Source organism: Bifidobacterium myosotis (assembly GCF_002259745.1).
Classification (GTDB): domain Bacteria; phylum Actinomycetota; class Actinomycetes; order Actinomycetales; family Bifidobacteriaceae; genus Bifidobacterium; species Bifidobacterium myosotis.
The window spans coordinates 199,023-216,450 of record NZ_MWWW01000013.1 but is presented as its reverse complement, the minus strand read 5'-3'; the positions used below and the strand labels follow the sequence as shown (position 1 = coordinate 216,450).

The following is a 17,428-nucleotide window of genomic DNA, read 5'->3' as shown; positions in this document are numbered from 1 at the left end:
GGCGACCGTCATCAGCCACGCGCACTCCGCCTCGAAGTCCCGGGTGAACCTCGAACCGGGCTCGGCCCACGGCACGGCGGCGACGACCACGCCGCACCCGGGGCAGTCCACGCGCGGCATCATGGAGACCAGCTCGACCCGCCAGCAGCCGAAATCCTGGTGACGCCAACGACGCACGCCGCCGCCACGGTCATAGCCACGACGCTTCCGCCCGCACCTCGAGCACCTGAGCATGCCCGCGCGCGGGCGCACCCGCACCTCGAGCACGGGCTCGGGACGCATGGGACCATCGACGATGCGAACATCCTCGACGACCATGCCTTTGACGTTGAGAAGACGTTTGAATAAGCTGTTCATCAGGCGCTTTGCGGTTGTGTGTTTATCTTGGTCGAAAACATCCTACCCGGAAAGCGCTCTTCTCTTACTCCCCCAACACCTCAACCACGAACCACCACCCACGAAAACAGCAATAGCGCCGGAAATATGCAGGTGGATTCGTCGGCGTGAGCCGCAACGGTGAAGTCGGCGGTCTGCTTGGATCATTGGGCATCACGATTCTTTCCGCATTGCGCCCGCAAAGCCTCATCGAAGAGTCGTCCCTTAGCGTGACCGGCGGCCAGGGCCAGGTGGAGATTACCGCAGCAAACTATGCGGGCGGATTCGCAGGACGCTTGGCGAATGCCTATGCGATCAATGATTCCTTAAGCGCAGCTGTGAATATCATCGCTACGGCATCCCATGCTGGCGGTTTTACCGGTCGAGCTTCAGCCGGCTGGGGTTTGGAAGCGGGAACCGATTCGGATGAGAAGCTATCCGATACCTCTTTGGTCAAAAACCTCACGAGTATCCTCACCAAACTGCTTGGCACCAATCCCGACGGCGCCGGCGCTTTGCTGACCATCGCCGGGGTCAATCCGTCCGTTGTCCTTGGCGCGCAGATGGACGGCGACATCACCGTCACCTCTCAGGGTGACTACGCCGGTGGTCTTATAGGCGATGGCTCGGGCACGATTATCGCCGATTCGACTCAGGAACGTATCGCAGATCTGTCATTCTGGAAATACGACAGTTCACGTGCCATCCCGCAGCAGCGTTCAACTGTCGTCAAGGGGTTGCGTTCGATCCAGGCTGATGGTTCATATGCAGGCGGCATTGCAGGCAATCTTCAGCCGACCACAGTCGCAGGCTTGCTGAACAGCGTCGTGAAAATCGGCGACTTGACCATGCTCCAGAAATTTGATCAATTCGCGCCATTCACCGTTGACAACGTGACCGTGCAAGGCATCCAGGATGGATGGTCGGTGAAGGCGGGCGACTATAGGGCTGGCGGTGCAATCGGTTGCGCTACCGGTGGTGACATCACCAACACGAATCTGAGTGCATTGACCAGTGTGGAAGCACGGGGAGAAGCTGGTGGTTTCATCGGTTTTTCCGGTCCGGGAGACACTGTTGGTGCGAACAGCCTGAACCTGCTTGGCTTGGTCAAACTGTCCGGTCTGCTTTCGGTCGCCGAATACTCCTCTGTGGAAGTGGCGCATTCCAATGTGACCGGCATCGCAAGCGGCTTCACTGTTCAGGCGACAGGCAGCAACGCCAACGGTGAAACCAACACCTATGCCTCAGGCGGTTTCTACGGTCAGGCGAACAGCACGAAAACCCGTGAAAGCCATGTTGCGAACCTCAAGTCCGTCATCGCAGACAGCACCATGTCGGACGGCATGGCTGGCGGTTTCGTCGGCTTTTCGACAACCGGTGGCCTGGCGGAAGCCGTCAGCGATTCCGATGATTCGGAGGCGCTGAAGAATCCGCTGACCGGTTCGCTCATCTCCATCGACGACCTGCTTGGTGCAGTGCCGTATCTGATCCCGGACTACAAGGACACCACCGTGTCTTACGTGAACGGTGGCTATGTGGAAGCCGATACGGCTGGCGGTTTTGCAGGTGACCTGCAGAGCGGCAAAGTCAACCAGTTCTCCAGCAAGGAACTGGAAGACACGGCGATGCAGGCTATTCAGACGCGTGTCGCTGCGGACGATTACGCCGCGGTCATCAATCTCGACCATGTTGCCGGCGGCGCATATGCAGGCGGCTTCGGCGGCAAGGTGGTATCCGGTGCGCTTGCCTCTGCCGGTAAGGGTGGCATCAGTCTGCTCGGCAAACTCGGCACCGTGCAGTTGAGCAATCTGGTGGATTTGGTGCAAGGCTATGTGCCGTACATCTCGTACGCTTCCGTGAAAAGCGATGCGACAACGGTAGCAGCCGATGCCAGCGGCAATGCCATCAGCGATCCGAAGAACCCGGGTCTTGTCGTTTCCGCTGACCGTCTCGATCAGACTGATGCGCAGTCCGGCTCCGCCGGCGGTTTCATAGGCTACGGCTCCGGCGTGCAGGTTTCTCATTCCAATGTGACGCAATTGCGCTACACCAAGGTCACCGAGCCGAAAGCTCTTGAAGGTGCCGACGGGTCGTCATACTTCGATGCCGCCAAGAGCGCGTATGCGATTGACGGCAAGCGTTACGCCGGCGGCTACATCGGCAAGATGGACATCGGCTCTGCCGCCTCCGTGGGCAACGGCCTGAGCCTGCTCGGCCAGAACCTGACGCTCGACGGTGTGGCAAGCGTGCTCTCGGTGGTGGTCTCCACCATCGAACACTCCGACGTGACCGGTGATGCGGCCGGCTATTCGGTCATCGCCAGCGACACAAGCGAACAGAATACGGTTGTTGGCGATGGAACCGCCACTCCAGGCAGCGCGGATAATCCTCTTGGAGAAGCCGGCGGTTTCGCCGGCCGTGTGATGGGCGGGCATATCCAGGATTCCAATTCCCATAACTTCTCCTATATCATCGGTCAGATCACGGCAGGCGGCTATGCCGGTGGAATCGCGCCGGGCGATGCGGCGGATATCCTTGGAGAGCATTCCTCGATACTGTCCGGACTGGTCGATACCGATGAGGCTCTTGCGTCCGTATTGCAGGACTTCGTGCCGACGATTCGCAACTCCTCCACGGACGCGGTGCCATGTGGCGCCGCGATTCGCGCGCAAGCCGTTTCGGAAGCGGGCATTCGCCGCGGTATGGCCGGCGGCTACGTGGGCCACAATGAAGGCGGACACATCTGGGGCAACAACAGCTCCAGCTGGAAAAGCGAAAACGACGACAACGGGTATAGCGGACCCAAGCGCAAGGCATATGCCGCGCGTATCCGTTCGGTGTATGGCGCAGAACTCGCCGGTGGCTTCACCGGGTTCATGGAATCGGCCGATACCGCCGAAACCGGCAATCTCAGCCTGCTGTTCGGCCTTATCAAGGTCAACAATCTGCTGGGTGCCTTGAAGATGGCGTATCCCACCGAAGAGCATTCGGAAGTCACCGGCCCCTTGCGCAATCTCGACCTCGCCACGTGGCAGGCATGGGTGAAAGCCGTAGGCATCAATGGCGCATACGGCAAGGAATTCGCAGAGCTCATCAAGAACTCCGGCACCATAACCTCCACTGATCAGCTTGACGGATACATCTATGGTTTCAATGTGGTGGCAGGCCGCAGCGAATACTCCAATGATGCCGATCTGCTGGATTCCGGTGTAGCAGGAGGTCACGTCGGCCTGATGCGTACGGGCACCATTACCGATGGCCAGTCGCTGGACGTGAAAGCCGTGTCCGCCATGCGTGCGGCTGGCGGCTACGCGGGCACCATGGAATCCGGTACGGCGGCCCAGTTCGGATCCGTGCAGCTGCTGGGGGAGAAGGGCCTGAACCTGAGCTTGGCCCAACTGCTTGGCGTGGCCGAGGTGTTTGTCCCTGTCGCCAAATCCTCCAGCGTCAATGGCTACCGCAAGGGCATGAAGGTCGAGGCCACAGGTACGGATATCACTCATGGCACTGGTAATGCCGGCGGCTATGTCGGTTTGGCGGTCGGCGCCCAGATCTGGGGCGACCGCGATGCCGATGGCAATACGCTGGCCGATGGCGCCGAGGCGAGTGCGGCTGCCGGTGCGAATGTGACCAATCTGCGTAAGGTCTCCGGCCGCAACAATGTGGGCGGTTATGTGGGCATCGCCACATCCGGCTCGGTTGCCGACGTGAATACCAATGCATCCAGCGGATTCCTCCAGGGCGTGATTGACCAGCTCATTCAGGACGTCAACCCTGGCGGTCTGATCAATGTGCTGCAGGCCACCGTGGTGACCATTCGCGGTGCACATGTAAGTGCGGACAGCAGCGACTGGGGTTATACCGTTGAGAGTGCTTACGCCGATGAACAGGGCAATGTGCAGTACGCCATCAATGCCGGTGGGTTTGCCGGCTCGTTGCAGGCTGCGATTCTCGGAGACAAGGATTCGGCCAAGGGCGCAGGAACCGCCGCGGACGTATCTAAGGATCCCGCTGCAGTAACCGTATCCGACCTGCGTGCCGTAGAAGGCGGCCAATACGCCGGGGGCTTCTTCGGCCTGGCCGACGTATCCAGCGTGGCATCGGTCGGCGGCAACACCGCCGGCACGGGTGACGACACCAACCTGGTGCTGAAACTGCTCAAGGTCGGCAATATCGGTGTGCTGGAAGCCTTCCGCGTGTTCATCTACGACGGTCGCGTGGCCGGCGTGCCGGATGGCATTCAGGTCAACGCGCATACAGCCCAAACCTATGGCATGCTCGATAGCACGCGTTTCACCGGTGCCGCCGGCGGTTTCGGCGGTGCGCTCATCAACGGTTCGGTGAAGAAGTCCACGGTCACCAACCTCAACAGCGTGACCGGCCTGAACTACACGGGCGGTTTCATCGGCCATCTCGGCAAGTCAGGCACAGTGAGCGCCGACAAGGTGACAGCCGCCGATTCCGTACTTGCCGGATTGACCGCCGGCGTTATGGACATCTGGGGTTCTCATGTGGAGGATTCCTCGGTTGCTGGTATCAGCGCAGGCTTTACCGTCACCGCTACACATAACGGTGAGGACTATGGTCGTGATGAATCGTTGACTGATGCCACTCATCGCAAGGGTGAGGAGATCGCCGCAGGTTTCGCCGGTTATGCCGACCTTTCCCGCATCTCAGGCAGTTCGGTGACCAATTTCAAGAAGGCATCGAGCGGCGAACTCGCCGGCGGCTTCGCCGGACAGACCGCGAAAGCGTATCTGGTGGACGCCAAAGCGAACTCCGCGTTGGTGAATCTGCTGGTCAAGTGGATCATCAATCCGCTGCTCAAGCTCCTGTACGTCGAAAAGATCGAGAATATCGGCAACAATCTGAGTCATTATAAAGACCAGTTGTTTGGCCCCTTGACCAAGTTCATCGATTTGGAGCTGTTCACCGACGGCAATGCGTTGTATGTCAACCTGCTTGGGCTGAAGATCGGCGTTGCCCTCGATAAGACCGGCACGGACACCGAAGACACCGCATACATCTTCATCGGCGATTCCAAGATCAGCGTCGGCTGCTCGAAGGATGGCGTCGACTCTGATTCCGTCAGCAATATCAACGCCCAGCTGATCAAGGCCAATCGCACGAAGATTGCAACCTCTTCGGTGCAGGGCATCGCCGACGGCTATGACGTGTTCGGCGGAGACGCCACCCAAGGGTCGGACGGTACCGGCAAGACCGGTTACGCAGGCGGCTTCGTGGCCGTGAACGACGAGGGTCTGCTTGAGAACAACGACATGACCTATGCGGATACGATTCGTGGCGCTTCCGGTCTGGTCGGCCCGTTCTCCGGCAGGACGAATCTCGAATCCGTATACGACTTCAATACTGTGCATGGTATCGAAGGCAACGGCAACACCTACCACATCTATCGTGATGTGCCGGAGACGTGGTCGTATGCGTTGACTGCAGAAAGCAAGCAGTTCACTTACGGATCGCACATGGACAATGCCACAAAGGCTGATGGTACGGCGAGCGATACCGCAGGCGTACTCACGCTGAACCTGAACCGTTATGACGTGGCTCATCTGGCGGAGAATACCGTAATCAAGCAGTTCTCCGACTACGAGGACGCCGTGATGGCCAACAATGTGGGCGGCTTGAATACTGGAACGTCGTCCACGGGCATCAAGAACGAGGCCGCGCCGCTCGGCGTGTACGTCTCCGCGGCGAAGGCCGTGCTCATGCTCGATGTGGCGGTCACCGACAACAACGGCGGCCTCACCCCCGAGCCGGACGACGGCCAGGACCCCTGCGGCGAGGACGGCTGCCAGACCGTTGACATCACGCTGCAGAAGGTGTGGAACGACAGGGGGAAGGTGCTGTCCCGTCCGAAGTCGATCACCTTGCAGATCACCGTGACGTACACGGATGCGGACGGCAATACGGTGACACCGAAGGAAATCGTGTGCCGTGGCAAGAGCTGTGAGCCGGTCACGCAGGGCAATCCCTGGAACGTGACGTTGGATTCCTCCGACGGTTCGCTGTGGAGCGAAACATGGCGCAAGAAGGTCTCTGGCCTTCCCATCGCGTTCGTGGATGGACAGGATGACGACGGTAACGACATCGTGCGGTATTACACGTACCACGTCAAGGAGATCGCGATGACCTATGACGGCGGCCTGTTCGCCAAGGACTACGACAAGACGCCCACCGAAGCCGGTTACCACGTCGATGTCTCCTATGACAACAAGGAATACGTGGCCAAGGTGACGAACTCGCTGATGACGCTCCCGGATGCTGGCGGCCGCGGAACGCTGTGGATCGCGGCTTTTGCGGCGACGCTGCTCGGGTTGGGCGCGGCATGGTACCTGCGGGAAAGCTCCGGCTCTAGGAAACGCGGTCACCATGTCCGTGCATAGACCGCTTGGATTGGCGGCGAAGGGGCCCTAGTCGGCGCCTGCCGCGCAATATCAGCAACGAATACAGGATTTCCCGTTGACTGACAACGGGCAAGACAAGTGCTAGGAACGATTGCTCCCATACCGGTGAGGATCGGAAAGCAAAAGAAAGGAACCAGTGATGAAAGCACTGATTAAGAAACTCGCTGCGGTGATCATCGCCGCCGCGGCCATGCTCGGCCTCGCCGGTCTGGGCGCCGCCACCGCGAACGCGGCTGATACCGGTACCGGTACTATCACCGTGAACACCGTGCAGGGATTCACCGGCGAGCTGACGCTGTACCAGATGTTCAGCGCCACCGTTGATACGGGCAATACCGATGACAGCGGCAATGTTTCCGTCGCATACACGCTGAAGGATGAGTGGAAGACGTTCTTCACCAGCGGGGATGCCGATGCGGCCGGCACCAAGTTCGACGCCAACGCCACCGATCTGTCGCAGCAGGCCGTGACCTACATCCAGGGCCTCTCCGATACCGCGCTGGCCACCTTCGCCAACCGTGCGGTCGATTGGGCGCAGAAAGCGAACAGCGGCATCACCGGTACTCCGAGTGCGGGTGCCACCAATGCGAAGACCTACACGTTCACCGGTTTGGCGCAGGGTTACTACCTGATTGCCCCCGATGCCGGCCAGAAGAACAATACGGTGGACGGCACCTACCACGCGCTGCTCGTGAACCTCACCTCCGACAATGACGGCAAGGAGAACGCATCCATCCAGCTCAAGCACGAGTTCCCGACCATCGATAAGACCGTCGATAATAAGCCGGCCGAGGACAAGAACATCGGCGACACCGTCAACTACAAGCTGTCCTCCACCGTTGCGGCCAACATGATGGACTACACCGAGGGCTACACCTTCACGTTCCACGATACGCTGTCCAAGGGCTTGACTCTTCTTGGTTCCGATGGGAACGCCGCTACCAAGGATACCTTTGCTCCTACCGTCACGCTTAAGGGTGATACCGCTGCTGATGATGTCGTCCTGACCAAGGGAACCCATTACACCGTTACTATGGTCCCGGGCGACGGCAATACGACCAAGATCACCGTCGCGATGCAGGATATCCAGAACTGGACGAAGGATGGCACCAAGCTCAATGCCGCCGGCAAGACCATCACCGTCGAATACTCCGCCAAGATCAACGCCGACGCCGCCACCGGCACTGCCGGCAACGCCAACTCCGCGCAGATCGAATACAGCAACGATCCGTCCAACAACCAGACCGGTACCTCCGTGCCGACCGAGGTCAAGGTGCACACCTTCGAGTTCACTCTCGACAAGTACACCGGCAACATCTACAACGAGTCCTCCCAGCGTCTCGGTGGCGCCAAGTTCAAGGTGTACGCCGACAAGGATGGCGCTGCCGGTACCACCGCGCTGAAGTTCTACGTCACCGAGGGCAACGGCAGCACCGCTACCACGGCCCGCTATGACTCCGATCAAACCGGCCAAGGCATGGTTGATGAACTTGTCACCCCGGAATACGGCCGCATCGTTCTCACCGGCCTGGATGCCGGTATCTACTGGGTGGAGGAGACCGAGGCGCCGAAGGGCTACAACAAGCTGACCGAGAAGATTAAGGTCACCATCTCCGCGACCTACGACACCGATGACGGCACGCTTGGTGGCGCCACCACCAAGGGCGGCACCGGCAAGCTCGTCTCGTGGAAGATCACCTACGCACTCGGCAACGCCAATGGCACTGACGGCACCGGCGAGCACCCGGTCGTTCCGGTGAAGAACGTCAACGGTCTGACCCTTCCCTCCACCGGTAGCATCGGCACGATGCTGTTCACCGTTCTCGGTGTGCTGATCGTGGTCTTCGGCGCCGTCTGGTATGTGAAATCGAACCGCAAGTCCGCCAAGCACGTCTGAGCATCAGGTTCCAATCATAAGAATCTGACTGAGAAGTAACTGATTCGTCATGGATGGGGCGTATCGCCGTGATTCCGCGTGACACGCCCCATCCCTGGCATCAGTATCGCCATGCCGCCAAGCCGATGCGGTTGCACGGCAAGGCCTGACAATTGCAACCAATCATTGATGTGGAGAGGAGGTGCTGCAGGTGCAACGCCTACGCAAATTCGTGCCGATTCTGGTGATTCTGGCCGGACTGTTGGTACTGTTCTATCCGACGATCAGCAACTTCCTCGTTATGAAGAACGCTTCCCGAGTCGTCGACAACTACGACAGCGCCGTCGATTCGTTGACCGACGAACAATACCAGCAGATACTTGCCGCGGCGCACGGCTACAACACCCGTCTCTTCGAGTCGAGCATGGGTGCGACCGATGCGCTCGCCGGCGCCATCAACACCGAATCCACCAACAAGGAATACAACAGTCTGCTGAACCTTGAAGGCGACGGCATGATGGGGTACATCACCATTCCGCGCCTCAAGGAGACCATGCCCATCTACCATGGCACTTCCGAGGAGGTGCTTCAGGTCGGTGTGGGGCATCTCGAACAGACGTCGCTGCCGGTGGGCGGCGAATCCACACATGCCGCACTGTCCGGCCATCGCGGACTGCCCACGGCCAAACTGTTCACGGACCTGAACCTCATGAAGAAGGGCGACAGGTTCTACATCAAGATTTTGAAGGACACCTACGCCTACCAGGTCGACAAGATCAGCGTGGTGCTTCCCACCGACACCAAGGAGCTGGCCATCGAGCCCGGCAAGGATCTGGTTACGCTCATCACCTGCACGCCGTACGCGGTCAACACGCATCGACTGCTCGTGCGCGCCCACCGCATCCCCTACACGCCTGAACAGGAGAAGGACGCCGAGCCCACCTTCCATGTGGACATCCCCCTGCAGTATGTGCTGCCGTCACTCGGCCTGATCCTGCTGCTCGCCGGTTGGCGCATCTGGCGCTGGCGCGACGAGAAGCGCCGCAACGCGGAAGGCGTGGACGCGATCGTCGCCCGCGTGATCGGTCCGACCGGACCCGAGCCGCCTGATTCCGCAGATGGTTCCGCCGGCTCGGCCACGGACGGCGACGGACCGGACGAGCCGATTTCGGATGGCACCGTGTCATCCTTCGCCGGTCAGCTCTTCTCGCCACCGGCCGACGCATCACGGACGGCCACGGACGAAGCGGATAATACGGCACCGCATGACGAACGCTCTACCTATGGCACGGATGCATACAACGCAGATACCTATGGCACAAACTCATACAGCACAACGAAACGGAAAGGACCGGCCAGACATGGCAGACATGCGTAACACCGAATGGCACGCCATGCCGCGCCCCTCGCGGTGGCAGGCGGCGGTACGCCAGACCATGCGGCAGCCGGCATCGGCGTACCGGTCCATGTGCGGACTGTCCTCGCGGCCGTCGAATCGACTGTTCCCTGTGATGCCGGTCATCATACTGGCAGTGGTACTGGTCCTCGCAAGCCTTGCCGCCTCGGCCTTCGCCGCCGTACCCCGGGCTTTCGCGGCGAACGCGCGTACCGGCACCCTGACCATCAGCGCGGTCTGGAACCGGGACACGGACAATCCCGTGCCGCTCGCCGGCGACACGTATTCCATCGTGCGCGTGGCCTCCGCCGACCTCGATGCCAGCGGCAATCCGACCGCGTTCCACACGCTCCAGGCCTTCTCCGGCTTCGACCGCGATTGGGGCAAGCTCAGCGCCTCCGACTCCAACGCGGTGGCCAAGGAACTCGCCGACTTTGCCGGCAATCACGACCTATACGAGCATTCCGGCAAGACCAACGCCGCCGGCCAACTCACGTTCACCAAGCTGCCGGCCGGGCTGTACCTCGCCGCGCGCACCGCGGTCGCCAACGCCAACCAGTCGTATACGTGCGATCCGTTCCTCGTGGCCGTGCCGGGCGTGGGCGACGACGGCTCAGGCGAGTTCGCCGTGACCGTCGAACCCAAGTTCAGCGGCGACGACACCCCCGAGCCGAGCCCGAATCCCGAGCCCAATCCGAACCCGGAACCCGAACCGTCGCCGAATCCAAACCCGACTCCGAACCCGAGCCCCGGCATCACACCCGGCGGCACCGAGATCCCGGCCGAGACCGGTGCCGCCATCAGCGCCGTTGCGTTCGTGGCCATCGCCTGTACCGTGGCCGCCGTGATCATCCGTGATCTGCGCCGCGACCGGGGCAAGGCCGCGGCCAGAGGCGATGTGACGGATGCGGCTGACGTGACGGATGCGGCTGACGGAATCGGTACAGCTGATTCAGCTGGTACAGGTGATATGACCGATGGGATCGACACAACCGATGTGACCGATACAGCTGGTCCGACGGTTGCCGCTTCCGCCGCCGGACCAGACGACGCCGCGTAAGACGACGTCCCGCGACCGATGTGCGCCCGCCGAAGGAAGCGTTCACCGGAGCCGGCCCGAATCGGTTTGTGCCGGTCAGGTGCAACAATGGAGAGCATGGCTGAAGTGAAGAACCGCAACAAGACCATTGAGAAACTCGCCCTTATCGTCACCACATACAAGCGTCAGCAGTTGCTTGAAGTGCTGTTCGATTCGATTCTGGCGTTGGAGCAGGCGCCGTGGCGCATCGTCATCGTGGACAACGAGCATTCGGACGAGACCGCGCGCATGGTCACCGAGTTCGCCGGCAAGGTGACCGGCCAGTGGGGCACCACCGTGGCCGACCAGTCCGGTAACGAGGAGCGTGTGGTCTATGCGCCGCAGACCGAGAACCTGGGCGGCGCCGGCGGCTTCTCCGCGGGCGTCAGGAAGGCATACGAGCTCGGCGCGCAGTGGTTCTGGGTCATGGACGACGATGTGGCCGTGCTGCCGGACGCCATCGCCAAGCTTGCCAAGTGGACGCCGCGCCACGAGGTGATCCAGGGGTCCCGGTTCGACTACGACGGCGGTCCATTCTATTGGCAGTACGACTTCATCGTGCCGCTGGGCATCCCGAACCCCATCGCCCCGGCCGCGTTCGGCCCGGCCGGATACCGGGTGATGGACACGCTGTGCTTCGAGGGCGGCCTGTTCAACCGTCGCGTGGTCAAGGAGATCGGCCTGCCGGACCCGCGCTTCTTCATCTACTGGGACGACACCATGTACGGCTACCGCGCCAGCAAGGTGACCAATCCGATCGTGGTGCCGGACGTGATTCTGCGTCGCACCCGCGAGATCGGCAACTGGGACATCGCCGGCGTGCGTCAGCTCAACTCCACGTCCGACATGAACCGATACCACATCATGCGCAACCGCGGATACATGGCCCGCTACTTCATGACGTACGGCGACTTCCATCCGGTGCTGTTCGCACTGGGCACCTGGTTGACCGCGGTCAAGGAGGTCATCCGTCTGGTGATGGTGGATCGCGAGCATCTGCGCACCGGTCTGGTCAAGATCGCCAAGGGCTGGTGGGATTCGCGCAAGCTGCTGCATGATCCCACATGGAAGCCGATGCCGCCGCTGGCATGATGCTGCGTTGCCCGGGCCTTCTCGGTTGATCTGGTTCTGGGCATATTCCCACCAATTATTCTGGGCATAGGCGGGTGAAATACGAATTTCTGGGCATAACCCTACGTTCAGGAAGCCGTTTGCGGCTTCTAACTTGTAGGGTTATGCCCAGAATCAGATTGAAGGGTCTGTATGTTGTGGGATTATGCCCAGAACGGGTGCCTTGTACGTGTTATGGGCGTGTTCTGGGCATAATCTAGGGAGTCACAACCGGACTTGCCGTCACTTATGGATGAACAGGCCGCCGTCGCCCCAAGCCCACTGGCCCTGTCCGGATCCGACCTGGAAATGCAGTTTGGCGATGCCGAGGTCGTTGAGCGCCCAGTGCTCGTCGCCGGCTGCGGGGTCGATATGCGCGGCGGCGGTGTCGTCCGCCGAGTTGTACGAGAACGTGATCGGCTGGCGGTTCATCGCGCTCGGCGCCTTCATCGCGGCTTCGACGCCGGCCCTGAACCAATCGGGCGCGGCCGCGCGGGCGGCGTCGTCCATCGGGGCGGTGAACTGCTCGAACGTCTTGGTCGGCCGGTGCGTGCGCTGGATTTCGCACAGCTCCTCATAGGACTTCGCCCGATACGCCAGATGGTCCTTCGGATGTCCGATCACCACGGCCAGATACAGTTCCTGCGAGCCTGCCACGCGGCAGTGCCTTGCGGCCTCCGTGCGGTCCCACGAGCCGGCCACCCACAGCGTGCCGAGGCCGCGCAGCGTGGCGGTCAGCACCACGCGCTCGGCGTAGAAGCCCGCGCGCTCCCTGGCTTCGGCGTCATCCTTCGGGCCGACGATGGCCAGATAGTTGGCGGCGTTCGTGAGATGGCCGGAGGCGTTGGCCTCGGCGAACACCTTGGGCTGGTCGCGCACGAGTTGGATATCGAGGTCGGAAATCAGGTTGATGGGCTGCAGCGCCATCTCGAGCTGTCGGGCCGTATCGTCGTCGATCGGCTCGCTGTCGTAGGCGCGGACGGCGGTGCGGATGTTGATTGCATCGATGAGTTGCGTATGTTCTGCCATGACTACCATTATCGCGCTTCGTCGCAGGAAATCGATGACGGACCGCCGCAATGGTCGGGGATTTATGGATGATGAATATCGTCGAGGAATGGGGCTGTGAGGCGAACATCCTGCACACGATTGCAAAACGTGGCCACGATCTTTGGCGTCGGCTCCCGCGCGCGTTAGACTGGAATCAACAGAAGAATCTCATTTTCCCGGAAAGGAATGGTCAACGATGATTGAAACCGCACAGGCTTTTGGCGTTGACATCGGTGGCTCCGGCATCAAGGCCGCGCCCGTGGATCTCACCAAGGGCGATTTCGCCGAGCCTCGTCTGAAGATCCTCACCCCCGAGGTGTCCACGCCGCAGGCCGTCGCCGCCATCGTCAAGCAGCAGCTCGACCATTTCGAAGTGCCGGAATCCGCCCCGGTGGGCATCGCCTTCCCGGCCCCGATCAAGCCCGGCAAGAAGCTTGACTTCATGGCCAACCTTGACCAGTCTTGGATCGGTGTGGACGTCACCGAGGTCTTCTCCGAGGCGTGCGGCCGTCCGGTCGTCGTGGTGAACGACGCCGACGCCGCCGGTCTTGCCGAGGTGCAGTACGGCGCCGCCAAGGGACAGGACGGTCTGGTGATCGCCACCACGCTGGGCACCGGCATCGGCACCGCGCTGATCTACAACGGCCAGCTGATTCCGAACACCGAGCTCGGCCACATCATCCTGAGCGCCAAGCATCCGGATGCCGAAAAGTACGCCTCCTCCGCCATCCGCGAGCAGGAGGAGATGAGCTACAAGAAGTGGGCCAAGCGTCTGACCAAGTACTACGGCCTGATGGAGAAGTACTTCAACCCGGACCTGTTCACCGTGGGCGGCGGCGTGAGCCGCGTCAGCGAGAAGTTCCTGCCCTACGTGGACATCAAGACCCCGATCGTGCCCGCCACGCTGCGCAACCAGGCCGGCATCGTCGGCGCCGCGTACTACGCGAGCACCAAGCAGCAGTGAATCAGGCGGGCGATTCGGGTGATCTGACGATTCGCTCGGCTCGCCGGCTTGATGCGCGTTCCGCGCGCTGATGCATATCCGAATGGGTTCCCTTCATCAGGGGCCCATTTTTTCGTTGGTGTGGCTTTGCATTGGTGCGCTCCTGCATCGCACAACGGCATCGGGGACAGGGCTGGTTCTAAGGTGGGAAACCATGACCGTGCATTTCTCCTCCCGCGTGAACGTCAGCGATCCGAATCCGATTGCCGTGGCTGAGGCCCGTGCGAAGGCGGGCGGCCTCGCGTTGGGCAAGCTGAATGACTCCAACCCCACAAGGCATGGCTTGGCTCCCGCACTCGTGCCGAGCGTGTACACCGCCGAGCCGCGTGGTCCGCGGGCCGCGCGCGAGGCGTTGGCCGCATTCCTTTCCGGCGACGCGATTGCAGATTATGCGGCATGTAGCGGCACGGCAGCCCACGGAGAGTGCGTTGACGGTGACGCCGCCGATGATCGGGCCTTGGTCAATACGACATTCATCCGCTGTCATGATTCCGTGGATGACGGATTGCATGAATCCGCGGCATCGATTGGGGGCACAGCAGCTCCAATCCCGGTCAATCCGGATGACCTGTACATCCTCAGCTCCACGTCCGAGGCCTACTCGTGGCTCATCAAGCTGCTGTGCGATGCCGGCGACGCGGTGCTTGCGCCCAAACCGGGCTACCCGCTCATCGAATCGATTGCGCGGCTGGAATGCGTGGACACAGTCGAATACCAGTTGCAGTTCGACGGCTCATGGTTCATCGACACCGCCGCCATCGCCGAACTGTTGGACGGGCCCGATGGTGCGCGCATCCGTGCGATGGTGCTCATCAATCCCAACAATCCGTCCGGTTCATATGTGAAACCCGATGAGCGACGGGCATTGGTGGAATTGTGCCGGGAGCACGGCATTGCGCTCATCGCCGACGAGGTGTTCTACGACTACACGCTCGAGCCGTTCCCCGGCAACGCGCGACTGGCGGGGGAGCCGGGCGTGCTCACGTTCGCATTGGATGGCTTCTCGAAGATGCTCGCCGCGCCCCACGCCAAGGTCGGCTGGATTCAGGTGTCCGGACCGGCGGATGACGTCGCCGAGGCCAAGCGCAGATTGGATTTCATCGCCGACGACTATCTGCCGATGAGCGACATCATCGCGCGCATGATGCCAGACCTGCTCGCTGCGGCCCCGGCACAGACCGCTCGGGTGCAGGAGCGTGTGCGCGGCAACCTCGTCCGGTTGCACCGGCTTCTCGATGACGACCCGAACGGTCTGGTGAGTGTGCTGCGCGCCGAAGGCGGCTGGAACGTGCTGCTGCGCGTGCCTTCGGTCATCGATGAGAACGAACTGGTATTGCGGCTTATCGCCGACCATCGGCTCACCGGTCAGCCCGGTTATTTCTTCGACATGACCTCGAACGGCTATCTGGCGGTCTCTCTGCTGCCCGAGCCGGACGAATTCGAGCGCAATATCCGCGCGGTGCTCGATACCGTCGCCGCCGTGCTGCGGTGAGTGGCCGGGCGTCACCTCCCGATTCAGCTGCGGGACGGGTCGGGCGCGACGTGGTCGAAGACGTTCTCGCCGCCGCCGGGCCAGTATGTCAGCAGCACGGGCAGATCCTTGCGGGGCATGAGTTTGCGCGCTTCATCCACACGATCGTCGTCGACCTTGATGGAGATGAGTCTTGATTCACCGCCCGATGGACGGAAGTCGAAATAGTGTCGGTCGATGAACGGCATTTCGCCACTGTAGATGGCCGGTACGGTGATCGGTCCCTTCCGGAGGCATGCGACCGGCCCCTGCATCATGGTGACCGCCACAACCGTGCATATCGCGACGAAGACCGCATGAAGAAACGCGGTTTTGGCGATATCCGCCCCTATGGCTGAGGCTTTGACGTGCTGTCTGATTTGAGCCCGTCTGCCCAATGCGAACTTGACGATGAGATGCATCAGCGAGCATACGGCCCATGCGGCCGCGGTCAGACCGAAGAGCATACGTCTGATCACGCCCTGCATGCCGAAGCCCGACAGGGTGATATACAGGATGACGGCCGCGATGACAAGAACCACCATGACCGTCAGCGTCACGGCATGTAGCCTGGAGACAGACTTGTAATCGAGATTCGCGATGGTGATGTCGTCATGCGCACGTTTGGCTGCGGCTGAAGCCGACGATGTGCTGTTGCTGAGCGCATCTGACGTTTCTTTGGGTGTTTCACGGAGTGTTTCACGCGGCCTCTTCGAGTCCACGCGCAGGAATCGGCAGATCAGCGGCCGGTCGTACATCTCGAGGTCGAACCATGTGCCCGGTTCGGTAAGCGCTTGTGCGACGGCGGGGTCAGCGAACGCCTTGTTCAGGTTTGGGTCACTGCGTTGCAGCACTATCGTGCGTCCGTCTTCGGTGCGGAACCGGCAGACGGTCACCGGATCGTCGTCATATTCCTTTTCCTCGGTGACCTCGAGCAGCACGGCGGGTATATGTTGAGGACCACGGGCCAACGCCTTGGCGTTCCGGATGAAGAAGTAGCCTTCGAAAACCGTCAGAAAGACGGTGAGCAGGAGAGCGAAAGCGGCAATCACTGTATCACTGGACGAGCGGGTGGGGGACAGCAGCATCCTGACGGCTGCGACGGGCAGACACAGGAATCCGGTGAGCACAAGGTAGTACATCACCAAACCGATCTGCTTCTTGACCAACGGATTCATGGCATCCTCCCGCCTTTGCGTACCACATCCATTATCGAGTGGCGCCCGGGTCGTCGCCATGGGCGGGAAGGATTGCAGCCGTAGAATTCATGTGCTGTTCATGTTCGGATTCCGGCTGGCTGGAGCCGGTCTGAGTCACGAATCGACCTGTGGATAGCGGCGGTCATGCCGTTGATTCATGCCGTTGACTGCGGGGAACGACGCGTTTTCCGGCTAACCGCAGAAGACCATCGTTGTGGTGTGACGAGCACACCGCGAAGAACACAGTATGACTGTCGGTTCTCGATGCTTGAGTGTCGGATTTCGATGCTCGGCTGTCGGTTCTCAACGCTTGACTGTCGGATTTCGATGCTTGACTGTCGGATTTCATACGTATGGTGTACGAAATCCGACACTCAACCGTCGAGAACCGACACTGAACTGTCGG

Annotated in this window: 9 protein-coding genes and 1 pseudogene; 7 read left to right on the top strand and 3 right to left on the bottom strand. The window is 61.0% G+C overall.

From position 1 onward, the window contains the following. Positions 1 to 357 (bottom strand): helix-turn-helix domain-containing protein (locus tag BMYO_RS12160; protein ID WP_143249133.1); only part of this gene is annotated, 357 nt, incomplete at its 3' end. 122 nt (positions 358 to 479) lie between these two features. On the opposite strand from BMYO_RS12160, the pseudogene BMYO_RS06795 reads away from it, so the two are divergent. The 5 genes and pseudogenes from BMYO_RS06795 to BMYO_RS06765 form a co-directional block, all read left to right on the top strand. Continuing rightward, positions 480 to 6,779: pseudogene (locus BMYO_RS06795) on the top strand (beta strand repeat-containing protein); the annotation flags it as partial. Between the two features lie 160 nt (positions 6,780 to 6,939). Continuing rightward, the gene (locus BMYO_RS06790; protein ID WP_094667730.1) at positions 6,940 to 8,697 is read left to right on the top strand and encodes a SpaH/EbpB family LPXTG-anchored major pilin; all 1,758 of its coding nucleotides are present in this window, start codon (positions 6,940 to 6,942) and stop codon (positions 8,695 to 8,697) included. A 181-nt stretch (positions 8,698 to 8,878) separates the two neighbouring features. Beyond that, a complete protein-coding gene (locus BMYO_RS06785) occupies positions 8,879 to 10,054 on the top strand; it encodes a class C sortase (protein WP_420807294.1) in 1,176 nt (391 codons plus the stop codon). Continuing rightward, positions 10,038 to 11,132, top strand: coding sequence for an isopeptide-forming domain-containing protein (locus tag BMYO_RS11525; protein ID WP_143249132.1), 1,095 nt, complete (start codon positions 10,038 to 10,040; stop codon positions 11,130 to 11,132). Before BMYO_RS06785 ends, BMYO_RS11525 begins: the two co-directional genes overlap by 17 nt. A gap of 96 nt (positions 11,133 to 11,228) precedes the next feature. Beyond that, on the top strand, positions 11,229 to 12,242 hold the full coding sequence (locus tag BMYO_RS06765) for a glycosyltransferase family 2 protein (RefSeq protein ID WP_476695610.1): 1,014 nt from the start codon (positions 11,229 to 11,231) through the stop codon (positions 12,240 to 12,242). Positions 12,243 to 12,503: 261 nt separating this feature from the next. On the opposite strand, the gene BMYO_RS06760 is transcribed toward BMYO_RS06765, so the two are convergent. Then, positions 12,504 to 13,289 carry a nitroreductase family protein gene (locus tag BMYO_RS06760; RefSeq protein WP_094667725.1) on the bottom strand — a complete coding sequence of 262 codons (786 nt, stop codon included), beginning with the start codon at positions 13,287 to 13,289 and terminating at the stop codon, positions 12,504 to 12,506. A gap of 217 nt (positions 13,290 to 13,506) precedes the next feature. Here BMYO_RS06760 and ppgK point away from each other — a divergent pair, with 217 nt between their 5' ends. Continuing rightward, positions 13,507 to 14,274 carry a polyphosphate--glucose phosphotransferase gene (gene ppgK, locus BMYO_RS06755; protein ID WP_094667724.1) on the top strand — a complete coding sequence of 256 codons (768 nt, stop codon included), beginning with the start codon at positions 13,507 to 13,509 and terminating at the stop codon, positions 14,272 to 14,274. A gap of 193 nt (positions 14,275 to 14,467) precedes the next feature. Further along, the gene (locus BMYO_RS06750) at positions 14,468 to 15,805 is read left to right on the top strand and encodes a pyridoxal phosphate-dependent aminotransferase (RefSeq protein WP_169834078.1); all 1,338 of its coding nucleotides are present in this window, start codon (positions 14,468 to 14,470) and stop codon (positions 15,803 to 15,805) included. A 23-nt stretch (positions 15,806 to 15,828) separates the two neighbouring features. On the opposite strand, the gene BMYO_RS06745 is transcribed toward BMYO_RS06750, so the two are convergent. Then, the gene (locus tag BMYO_RS06745; RefSeq protein WP_094667723.1) at positions 15,829 to 17,001 is read right to left on the bottom strand and encodes a hypothetical protein; all 1,173 of its coding nucleotides are present in this window, start codon (positions 16,999 to 17,001) and stop codon (positions 15,829 to 15,831) included. Between the last annotated feature and the right edge of the window lie 427 nt (positions 17,002 to 17,428).

What these genes read in the sequence shown, in the direction of transcription:
- BMYO_RS06790 (WP_094667730.1), top strand. Translation starts at nt 6,940, where the DNA reads ATGAAAGCACTGATTAAGAAACTCGCTGCGGTGATCATCGCCGCCGCG.
- BMYO_RS11525 (WP_143249132.1), top strand. Translation starts at nt 10,038, where the DNA reads ATGGCAGACATGCGTAACACCGAATGGCACGCCATGCCGCGCCCCTCG.
- BMYO_RS06765 (WP_476695610.1), top strand. Translation starts at nt 11,229, where the DNA reads ATGGCTGAAGTGAAGAACCGCAACAAGACCATTGAGAAACTCGCCCTT.
- BMYO_RS06760 (WP_094667725.1), bottom strand. Translation starts at nt 13,289, where the DNA reads ATGGCAGAACATACGCAACTCATCGATGCAATCAACATCCGCACCGCC.
- ppgK (WP_094667724.1), top strand. Translation starts at nt 13,507, where the DNA reads ATGATTGAAACCGCACAGGCTTTTGGCGTTGACATCGGTGGCTCCGGC.
- BMYO_RS06750 (WP_169834078.1), top strand. Translation starts at nt 14,468, where the DNA reads ATGACCGTGCATTTCTCCTCCCGCGTGAACGTCAGCGATCCGAATCCG.
- BMYO_RS06745 (WP_094667723.1), bottom strand. Translation starts at nt 17,001, where the DNA reads ATGAATCCGTTGGTCAAGAAGCAGATCGGTTTGGTGATGTACTACCTT.